Raw genomic sequence first — 9,333 nt, forward strand, 5'->3', positions numbered from 1 at the left:
GCGATCTTCAAGGCCATCGGCCAAGGCTTCGACGACGAGGCGCTGCACGACCCGCTGGCCCACCAACTGCAACGCCAGGGCGATCGGATCTTCGTCAACGAACAGCTGCGCACCAGCATCCCCGGTGTGTACGCCGGCGGCGATTGCGTCAGCCTCGGCCAGGACCTCACCGTCCAGGCCGTGCAACACGGCAAGCTGGCCGCTGAAGCCATGCACGCTCAACTCATGCTGAATGTGGAGGCTGCGTAATGGCCGATCTCTCGATTGTATTCGCCGGCATCAAAGCCCCCAATCCGTTCTGGCTGGCCTCCGCGCCGCCTACCGACAAGGCCTACAACGTGGTCCGCGCCTTTGAAGCAGGCTGGGGCGGCGTGGTCTGGAAAACCCTCGGCGAAGACCCGGCCGCGGTCAACGTCTCATCGCGCTACTCGGCGCACTTTGGCGCCAACCGTGAAGTGCTCGGCATCAACAATATCGAGCTGATTACCGATAGGTCCCTGGAGATCAACCTGCGGGAAATCACCCAGGTGAAAAAGGACTGGCCGGACCGCGCGCTGATCGTGTCATTGATGGTGCCGTGTGTTGAGGAGTCGTGGAAGCACATCCTGCCACTGGTGGAAGCCACAGGCTGCGACGGCATCGAGCTGAACTTCGGCTGCCCCCACGGCATGCCGGAACGCGGCATGGGCGCGGCGGTGGGCCAGGTGCCGGAGTATGTGGAACAGGTGACGCGCTGGTGCAAGACCTATTGCTCGCTGCCGGTGATCGTCAAGCTCACGCCGAACATCACCGACATACGCGTGGCGGCGCGGGCAGCGTATCGCGGGGGCGCGGATGCGGTGTCGCTGATCAACACCATCAACTCCATCACCAGTGTCGACCTGGAGCGCATGGTCGCCCTGCCGATGGTCGGCACCCAAAGCACCCACGGGGGTTACTGCGGCTCGGCGGTGAAACCCATCGCACTGAACATGGTGGCGGAGATTGCCCGGGACCCACAGACACAAGGCTTGCCGATCTGCGGGATTGGCGGGATTGGCAACTGGCGCGATGCAGCGGAATTCGTCGCGCTGGGCTGCGGCGCGGTGCAGGTGTGCACGGCGGCGATGCTGCATGGGTTTCGGATTGTCGAAGAAATGAAGGACGGGCTGTCGCGGTGGATGGACAGCCAGGGTTACAGCAGCCTGCAGGAATTTTCCGGGCGGGCGGTGGGCAATACGACGGATTGGAAGTACCTGGATATCAATTACCAGGTGATCGCCAAAATTGACCAGGCGGCGTGTATTGGCTGTGGGCGTTGCCATATTGCCTGTGAAGACACGTCGCACCAGGCGATTGCCAGCTTGAAGCAGGCGGATGGGACACATAAATACGAGGTGATCGATGATGAGTGCGTGGGGTGCAACCTGTGCCAGATCACCTGCCCGGTGGCGGACTGTATCGAGATGGTGCCGGTGGATACCGGAAAGCCGTTTTTGAACTGGACGCAGGACCCGAGGAACCCCTACCGCGAGGCGGTGTAGCCTGAATGATCGTTCCCACGCTCCGCGTGGGAATGCATCCGTTGACGCTCCGCGTCACGACCTTAAGAACGGACGCAGAGCGTCCAGGCGGCATTCCCACGCGGAGCGTGGGAACGATCTAGGGCTCCAACCCGATCCCCCGCAGGATCACACTCGTCACCGTCTGCACCGCCCGCTCAAACTGCATGTCCGACAACGGCTGATGGTCATTCAGGATCTTCACCTGATGATCAAAGTCGGCATAGTGCTGGGTCGACGCCCAGATCATATACAGCAGGCTCGACGGCTCCACCGGCAAAATCCGCTTGTCCTCCACCCACTGGCGAATCTTCGCTTCCTTCATCTTGGCCCAGTCATACAGGCTCACATCCAGCGCCTCCCCCAGGGTTGGCGCGCCGTGGATGATTTCATTCGCCCAGACTTTCGAACCATAAGGCCGGCTGCGGGAATGTTGCATCTTGGCGCGGATGTAGCTGCTGAGCACCACCCGCGGGTCGTCGAACATCTCGAAGCACAAGGCGTCCTGCTTCCACACCTCCAGCAGGTCGAACAACACCGCGCTGTACAGCTCGCTCTTGGTACTGAAGTAGTAATGCAGGTTGGAGCGCGGCAGTTGCACTTCTTCAGCGATGTCGGCCATGGCGGTGCTGCCATAGCCCTTCTCGGCGAAGACCTTTTCAGCCGCCAGCAGAATCTTTTCGACGTTGACCCGACGAATACCGATCTTGTGATTGCCCATAAGGGCTCCCTGACAACAACATGGGTTCAAGACTACCATCCGCTCTAGATCGCGGCGACACGCCACTGTGAAACTTCGTACAAGAACCTTCCCCGTCGATAGCGGATTGGTTAGCATCGCCATCCCCTCGAAGGATCATCCCCCATGACTATTCGACAGCGAAGCGCGTGCGACGACCCGGTGCTGGGTGCACTGTGGGAACGCTCGGTGCGCGCCACCCATGACTTTCTCAGCGAAGACGACATCCAGCGCCTGCTGCCCCTGGTACGCGACTGCTACCTGCCGATGCCAGCACTTGAAGTGTGGGTGTACGAAGATGCCCAAGGCATTGGCGGCTTCGTCGGCACCGGAGGCAATAATGTCGAGATGCTGTTTATCGACCCGAACCGACGCGGCCAGGGCATCGGTCGCCAGTTGCTGGACTTCGTCCGCGCCCGCCACGACACCCTGCGGGTCGACGTGAACGAGCAGAATCCACAGGCCGTGGGTTTCTACCTGCACTATGGTTTTATCCAGACCGGCCGCTCGCCCGTCGATGGCGAAGGCAAGCCCTTCCCCTTGTTGCACATGGCACTACCGAACGACTGACTCTCACCTGAAGGTATTGAACAATGTTGATCAAGAAGACCCTCACCACCGTTGCCCTGCTCGCTTCCCTGCTGGGCGCCTCGGCCGCGTTTGCCCACGCCCACCTGAAAAGCTCGGAGCCTGCCGCCGACAGCAGCGTCGCCGCGCCCAAGGACCTGCGCCTGACGTTCAGCGAAGGCGTTGAAGCGACCTTCACCAAGGTATCCCTGAGCAAGGACGGCACCGAAGTCGCGATCAAGGGCCTGGAAACCCCGGACGCCGACAAGAAAGTATTGGTGGTGACACCGGCCGCCCCCTTGGCCGCCGGCACCTACAAAGTGGTGTGGAACGCGGTCTCGGTGGATACCCACAAGAGCAACGGTGAATACAGCTTCAAGGTCGGCCAATAATCCATGGCCACCCTGCTGGTGCTGTGCCGTTTCCTGCATTTCATCGTCGTGCTGTTGATGTTCGGGGCCTGTGTGTTCAGGCCCTGGCTGCTGGGCGCGGGACCGCAACCGGTGCTGGACTGCCAACTGTCGCGCATCACCCAAGGGTTGGCGTGGCTGGCATTGGTGTCGGGGGTGGCGTGGCTGCTGTTGATCAGCGCGAGCATGGCCGGTGTCGGGCTGGGCGCGCTGGAATGGTCGACCGTGCAATTGGTGCTGGGCAAAACCTTCTTCGGCCAGGTCTGGACCTGGCACTTGCTACTGAACGTGCTGCTGGTGCTGGGCCTGATGACGCCGTGGAAGGCGTCGCGCCTGCCGCTCTGTGCATTGCTGCTGGCGACACTGGCACCGGTGGGCCATGGCGCCATGCTCAATGGCATGGCCGGACAGTTGCTGATCCTCAATCAGGTGGTGCACCTGGTGTGTGTCGGTGCCTGGCTGGGCGGCCTGCTCCTGCTGGTGTTGATCCTCAGGCAATCGCCCCGCTATCCGTTGGAACCGATCCTCAAGCGCTTCAGTGGCATCGGTTATGGCCTGGTGACAGGGCTGCTGGTGACCGGATTGATCAACGTGCGGGTGCTCACCGGGCAGTTCTGGCCGACGCCCTTGTTCACAGGGTTCGCCCTGATCCTGTTGATCAAGGTGCTGCTGGTGTTCGGCATGCTCGCCCTGGCGCTGCTGAACCGCCTGCGGATTCACAACTGTGAGCAGCGGCTGCCTGCCTTGAAGGCCAGCGTGATGATTGAATGGTTACTAGGTGTTTCAGCGGTAGCCGCCGTTTCGCTGCTTGGCACCTTGCCGCCCATGGTTGCAGCGGGATAACTCCTTCCCCCCTGACTCCCTTCACGCAGGGAGTCATCGTATAACTTTCGATTGACATCCCCCTGAAACCTCGCAAATATCGCCCTCAATGTTGTACGACAACGTATAACAAAAAAATAAAAACAACAAAAAGACAAGGGAGCGTCACTGTGAGCCAACACGTCCGCCATTTCTCCGGCACCACCCGTTTTGCCGCCATCGGTTTGAGCAGCCTGGCCTTTACCCTCCCCGCCACCGCCTCGGCAGAAGGCTTCATCGATGACGCCGCCGCCACGCTCAACCTGCGCAACGCCTACTTCAACCGCAACTTCACCAACCCCGCCTACCCCCAGGGCAAGGCCGAGGAGTGGACGCAAAACTTCATTCTCGATGCCAGGTCCGGCTTCACCCAAGGCACCGTCGGTTTCGGCCTGGACGTGCTGGGCCTTTACTCGCAGAAACTCGACGGCGGCAAAGGTACCGCCGGCACCCAACTGCTGCCGACCCGCAGCGATGGCCGCCCTGCCGATAACTTCGGGCGCCTGGGCGTGGCGCTGAAAACCAGGCTGTCGAACACCGAATTGAAAGTCGGCGAATGGATGCCGGTACTGCCGATCCTGCGCTCGGATGACGGCCGCTCACTGCCGCAAACGTTCCGCGGCGGCCAGGTAACGTCCAGGGAAATCGCCGGCCTGACCTTGTATGGCGGCCAGTTTCGCGGCAACAGCCCGCGCAACGACGCGAGCATGGATGACATGTTTCTCAACGGCAAAGCCGCATTCACCTCGGACCGCTTCAACTTCGGCGGCGGCGAATACACCTTCAACGACAAGCGCACCCAGGTTGGCGTGTGGTACGCCGAACTCAGTGACATCTACCAGCAACAGTATTTCAACCTGACCCACAGCCAGCCCGTGGGCGACTGGACCCTGGGCGCCAACCTCGGGTTCTTCACCGGCAAGGAAGACGGCAAGGCCCTGGCCGGCGACCTCGACAACAAAACCGCGTTCGCCCTGCTCTCGGCCAAATACAAAGGCAACAGCTTCTATATCGGCCTGCAGAAACTCACCGGCGACAGCGCCTGGATGCGGGTCAACGGCACCAGCGGCGGCACCCTGGCCAACGACAGCTACAACGCCAGCTACGACAACGCCAAGGAAAAATCCTGGCAGGTGCGGCACGACTTCAACTTCGTGGTACTGGGCATTCCCGGGTTGACCATGATGAACCGCTACATCAGTGGCGATAACGTGCACACCGGGGCGATCACCAATGGCAAGGAGTGGGGCCGTGAGTCGGAGCTGGCCTACACGGTACAAAGCGGTCCACTGCGGGACCTGAATGTGCGCTGGCGCAACGCAACGATGCGCCGGGATTTCAGTACCAACGAGTTTGATGAGAACCGGATATTCATCAGTTACCCGCTGTCGTTGTTATAGCGGTTTACAAACAACCGGAAAGGCTTTTGTGGCGGGGGAGGTTGCTGTGGGGGGGAGCTTGCTGTGGCGAGGGAGCTNNCAAGCTCCCTCGCCACAGGACAGCGATGAGCCTCTATCAACTTCGACCAATAGTGCGTTGACAAGTGTAGGAAACCCTAAGGATACTTCGGATCAGTCATACGACAACCTACAACAATAACGGGATCACCATGACCACCACAACCGCCCCTACCCCGTTCAACCGCTTGCTGCTCACCGGTGCCGCCGGTGGCCTGGGCAAAGTCTTGCGCGAACGCCTGCGTCCTTACGCCAAGGTACTGCGCCTGTCGGATATCGCCGACATGGCCCCGGCCGCTGACGACAGCGAAGAAGTATTGCCTTGCGATCTTTCCGACAAACAAGCCGTGCACCAACTGGTGGAAGGCGTCGATGCGATCCTGCATTTCGGCGGCGTATCGGTGGAACGCTCGTTCGAGGAAGTGCTGGGCGCGAACATCTGCGGGATCTTCCACATCTATGAAGCGGCGCGTCGCCATGGGGTCAAGCGCGTCATCTTCGCCAGCTCCAACCACGTGATCGGCTTCTACAAGCAGGACGAAGCCCTCGACGCCCACTCCCCGCGCCGCCCCGACAGTTACTACGGGCTGTCCAAATCCTACGGCGAGGACATGGCCAGTTTCTACTTCGATCGCTATGGCATCGAGACCGTCAGCATCCGCATCGGCTCCTCGTTCCCGGAACCCCAGAACCGCCGGATGATGCACACCTGGCTGAGCTTCGACGACCTCACCCAACTGCTCGAACGCTCGCTGTACACACCGAATGTCGGGCATACCGTGGTCTACGGCATGTCGGATAACCTCGATGTGTGGTGGGACAACCGCTTCGCCGCGCACCTGGGCTTCACCCCGCGGGACTCTTCCGAAGTATTCCGCAAACAGGTGGAAGCCCAGCCGATGCCCGCTGCCGACGACCCGGCGCGGGTGTACCAGGGTGGCGCGTTTTGCGCCGCCGGCCCGTTCGGTGACTGACCACAGACCAACCCAAGGGAATGAGTGGCCATGCAAGCAGAACTGATTGTCGACGCCCGCAACGCCGTGGGTGAATGCCCGGTGTGGGTACCCGGGGAAAACGCCCTGTACTGGGTGGATATTCCCACAGGCGAACTGCAACGCTGGAACGCCACCAGCGGCCAGGCGCAGGCCTGGAAAGCTCCGCAGATGCTCGCCTGCATCGCCCGCACCTCGGCGGGCGATTGGGTTGCGGGCATGCAAACCGGGTTTTTCCGGCTGACGCCCCACGACGATGGCAGGCTCGACACTGCGCCCCTGGCCAGCGTCGAGCACGCCCGCCCGGACATGCGCCTGAACGATGGCCGCTGTGATCGCCAGGGCCGGTTCTGGGCCGGCAGCATGGTGCTGAACATGGCCGAGAATGCAGCCGACGGTGCACTGTACCGCTACGAAACAGGCCGGGCGGTTCACACCGCACTCAACGGCTTCATCACCCCCAACGGCCTGGCCTTCAGCCCGGACGGGCGCACGATGTACCTCTCGGATTCGCACCCGTTGGTCCAGCAGGTCTGGGCCTTCGACTACGACATCGACAGCGGCACACCGTCCAATCGGCGGCTGTTTGTGGATATGCACCAGTTCCTCGGCCGCCCCGACGGAGCCGCCGTGGATGCCGAAGGTTGCTACTGGATCTGCGCCAACGATGCCGGGCTGGTCCACCGCTTTACCCCCGACGGCCGTCTCGACCGCTCACTGGCCGTGCCGGTGAAAAAACCCACCATGTGCGCCTTCGGTGGCAGCCGCCTGGACACCCTGTTCGTCACCTCGATCCGCGACGACCACAGTGCCCAGTCGCTGGCCGGCGGCGTGTTTGCCCTCAACCCCGGGGTCACCGGATTGCCGGAGCCCACCTTCATCCTCTAGCTGCATCGCTGTGCCTTGAATAAAACAATAACAAGACTGGAGAGACACCCCATGGACTTCAAACGCACTTTGCTCCTCGCCGCACTCCCCTTCACCTTCGTCTTCGCCGGTGCCGCCCACGCGCTGGAAATCAAATTCGCCGACATCCACCCCGCCGGCTACCCCACCGTCGTCGCCGAAGAACAGCTGGGTAAAACCCTGGTGGCCGAAAGCAACGGCGGCCTGACCTTCAAGATGTTCCCCGGCGGCGTGCTGGGCTCGGAAAAGGAAGTGGTGGAACAGGCCCAGGTCGGCGCGATCCAGATGGCCCGGGTCAGCCTCGGCATCGTCGGCCCGGTGGTGCCGGACGTGAACGTGTTCAACATGCCGTTCGTGTTCCGCGACCAGGTGCATATGCGCAAGGTCATCGACGGCGAGATCGGCGATGAAATCCTCGCCAAGATCACCGACTCCGAATTCAACCTGGTGGCGCTCGCCTGGATGGACGGCGGCACGCGCAACCTCTACACCAAGAAACCGGTGCGCAAGATCGAAGACCTCAAGGGCATGAAGATCCGCGTGCAGGGCAACCCGATCTTCATCGAAACCATCAACGCCATGGGCGGCAACGGCATTGCCATGGACACCGGCGAGATCTTCAGCGCCCTGCAGACCGGCGTGATTGACGGCGCGGAAAACAACCCGCCCACCCTGCTGGAACACAACCACTACCAGAACGCCAAGTTCTACAGCCTGACCGGCCACCTGATTCTGCCCGAGCCCATCGTGATGTCGAAAATCACCTGGAACAAGCTCACCCCCGAGCAACAGGTGCTGGTGAAGAACACCGCCAAGGCCGCGCAGATCCAGGAGCGCGAGCTGTGGGACGCCAAGTCTGCCAGCAGTGAAGCCAAGCTCAAGGCCGCCGGTGTGGAGTTCATCGACATCGACAAGAAACCGTTCTATGAGGCCACCGCTTCGATCCGCGACAAGTACGGCGCGCCCTACGCCGAACTGATCAAGCGCATCGAAGCCGTCGAGTAACCCTCCTTCCCCTCATAGATAAGGCCCGGCGCGGTCGGCATCGACGCGCCCGGTTACGGTGAACGCCATGAAGAATTTACTGCTGCGCATCAACGACCGCATTTACATGAGCTGCATCTGGATCGCCGGCCTCGCCGTTCTTGGCGTCGCGCTGATCATTCCCTGGGGCATCTTCGCCCGCTACGTGCTCGGCACCGGCTCCAGCTGGCCGGAGCCCACCGCCATCCTGCTGATGCTGGTGTTCACCTTTGTCGGCGCCGCCGCCAGCTACCGCGCCGGGGCGCACATGTCGGTGGCCATGGTCACCGACCGCCTGCCGCCCGGCCAACGCCGAATCGTCGGCATCGTCTCGCAATTGCTGATGGCAACCATCTGCCTGTTCATGACGATCTGGGGCAGCAAATTGTGCCTGTCGACCTGGAACCAGTTCATGAGCGCCATGCCGACCTTGCGGGTGGGCATCACCTATATGCCGATCCCGATCGGTGGCTTGCTGACCCTGGTTTTTGTGCTGGAAAAACTCCTGCTGGGTGACCAGAGCCACCGTCGGGTCGTGCGCTTCGACCTGGTTGAAGAAAGTGAAGGGGCTGCCTGAATGGACGCATTGATTCTGTTGGGCAGCTTTATCGCCCTGATCCTGATTGGCATGCCGGTGGCCTACGCCCTGGGGCTTTCTGCGCTGATCGGCGCGTGGTGGATCGACATTCCGTTCCAGGCCCTGATGATTCAGGTGGCCGGCGGGGTGAACAAGTTTTCGCTGATGGCGATTCCGTTCTTCGTGCTGGCCGGGGCGATCATGGCCGAGGGCGGCATGTCGCGCCGGCTGGTGGCGTTTGCCGGGGTGCTGGTGGGCTT

General features: G+C 61.7%; 12 protein-coding genes. 11 read left to right on the forward strand and 1 reads right to left on the reverse strand.

Features of this window, described 5'->3' with window-relative positions; translation table 11 throughout:
• Together HX846_RS20765 and preA are read left to right on the forward strand one after the other, a co-directional pair.
• Positions 1 to 249: FAD-dependent oxidoreductase (locus HX846_RS20765; RefSeq protein WP_178966012.1), on the forward strand; the 249-nt coding region annotated here is incomplete at its 5' end.
• Entirely contained in the window at positions 249 to 1,523 is a 1,275-nt protein-coding gene (gene preA, locus HX846_RS20770) for an NAD-dependent dihydropyrimidine dehydrogenase subunit PreA (RefSeq protein ID WP_003207829.1), read from the forward strand. The genes HX846_RS20765 and preA, both read left to right, overlap by 1 nt.
• Before the next feature lie 118 nt (positions 1,524 to 1,641).
• Here preA and HX846_RS20775 read toward each other — a convergent pair whose 3' ends face one another.
• Positions 1,642 to 2,262 carry a TetR/AcrR family transcriptional regulator gene (locus HX846_RS20775; protein WP_003207828.1) on the reverse strand — a complete coding sequence of 207 codons (621 nt, stop codon included), beginning with the start codon at positions 2,260 to 2,262 and terminating at the stop codon, positions 1,642 to 1,644.
• 144 nt (positions 2,263 to 2,406) lie between these two features.
• Here HX846_RS20775 and HX846_RS20780 point away from each other — a divergent pair, with 144 nt between their 5' ends.
• From HX846_RS20780 to HX846_RS20820, 9 genes are all read left to right on the forward strand, one after another.
• Complete coding sequence (locus HX846_RS20780; protein ID WP_087694483.1) at positions 2,407 to 2,850, forward strand: GNAT family N-acetyltransferase; 444 nt, start codon at positions 2,407 to 2,409, stop codon at positions 2,848 to 2,850.
• A 23-nt stretch (positions 2,851 to 2,873) separates the two neighbouring features.
• Positions 2,874 to 3,239, forward strand: a complete 366-nt coding sequence (gene copC / locus HX846_RS20785) for a copper homeostasis periplasmic binding protein CopC (protein ID WP_003207825.1) — start codon at positions 2,874 to 2,876, stop codon at positions 3,237 to 3,239.
• Between the two features lie 3 nt (positions 3,240 to 3,242).
• The gene (copD, locus tag HX846_RS20790; protein ID WP_178966013.1) at positions 3,243 to 4,100 is read left to right on the forward strand and encodes a copper homeostasis membrane protein CopD; all 858 of its coding nucleotides are present in this window, start codon (positions 3,243 to 3,245) and stop codon (positions 4,098 to 4,100) included.
• Between the two features lie 149 nt (positions 4,101 to 4,249).
• Complete coding sequence (locus HX846_RS20795) at positions 4,250 to 5,518, forward strand: OprD family porin (RefSeq protein ID WP_178966014.1); 1,269 nt, start codon at positions 4,250 to 4,252, stop codon at positions 5,516 to 5,518.
• Positions 5,519 to 5,727: 209 nt separating this feature from the next.
• Complete coding sequence (locus tag HX846_RS20800) at positions 5,728 to 6,549, forward strand: NAD(P)-dependent oxidoreductase (RefSeq protein ID WP_003207819.1); 822 nt, start codon at positions 5,728 to 5,730, stop codon at positions 6,547 to 6,549.
• Between the two features lie 30 nt (positions 6,550 to 6,579).
• Entirely contained in the window at positions 6,580 to 7,455 is an 876-nt protein-coding gene (locus HX846_RS20805; RefSeq protein ID WP_177080436.1) for an SMP-30/gluconolactonase/LRE family protein, read from the forward strand.
• A 51-nt stretch (positions 7,456 to 7,506) separates the two neighbouring features.
• Positions 7,507 to 8,478, forward strand: a complete 972-nt coding sequence (locus tag HX846_RS20810) for a TRAP transporter substrate-binding protein (protein ID WP_102369548.1) — start codon at positions 7,507 to 7,509, stop codon at positions 8,476 to 8,478.
• Between the two features lie 67 nt (positions 8,479 to 8,545).
• Positions 8,546 to 9,073, forward strand: coding sequence for a TRAP transporter small permease (locus HX846_RS20815; protein ID WP_102606476.1), 528 nt, complete (start codon positions 8,546 to 8,548; stop codon positions 9,071 to 9,073).
• On the forward strand, positions 9,074 to 9,333 hold a 260-nt coding region (locus tag HX846_RS20820; RefSeq protein WP_178966015.1), incomplete at its 3' end, for a TRAP transporter large permease subunit.

The organism is Pseudomonas sp. K5002 (assembly GCF_013386655.1).
Lineage (GTDB): Bacteria > Pseudomonadota > Gammaproteobacteria > Pseudomonadales > Pseudomonadaceae > Aquipseudomonas.

Excerpts from the sequence above, each read along its gene's own strand:
- preA (WP_003207829.1), top strand. The coding sequence starts at position 249 with ATGGCCGATCTCTCGATTGTATTCGCCGGCATCAAAGCCCCCAATCCG.
- HX846_RS20775 (WP_003207828.1), bottom strand. The coding sequence starts at position 2,262 with ATGGGCAATCACAAGATCGGTATTCGTCGGGTCAACGTCGAAAAGATT.
- HX846_RS20780 (WP_087694483.1), top strand. The coding sequence starts at position 2,407 with ATGACTATTCGACAGCGAAGCGCGTGCGACGACCCGGTGCTGGGTGCA.
- copC (WP_003207825.1), top strand. The coding sequence starts at position 2,874 with ATGTTGATCAAGAAGACCCTCACCACCGTTGCCCTGCTCGCTTCCCTG.
- copD (WP_178966013.1), top strand. The coding sequence starts at position 3,243 with ATGGCCACCCTGCTGGTGCTGTGCCGTTTCCTGCATTTCATCGTCGTG.
- HX846_RS20800 (WP_003207819.1), top strand. The coding sequence starts at position 5,728 with ATGACCACCACAACCGCCCCTACCCCGTTCAACCGCTTGCTGCTCACC.
- HX846_RS20805 (WP_177080436.1), top strand. The coding sequence starts at position 6,580 with ATGCAAGCAGAACTGATTGTCGACGCCCGCAACGCCGTGGGTGAATGC.
- HX846_RS20810 (WP_102369548.1), top strand. The coding sequence starts at position 7,507 with ATGGACTTCAAACGCACTTTGCTCCTCGCCGCACTCCCCTTCACCTTC.
- HX846_RS20815 (WP_102606476.1), top strand. The coding sequence starts at position 8,546 with ATGAAGAATTTACTGCTGCGCATCAACGACCGCATTTACATGAGCTGC.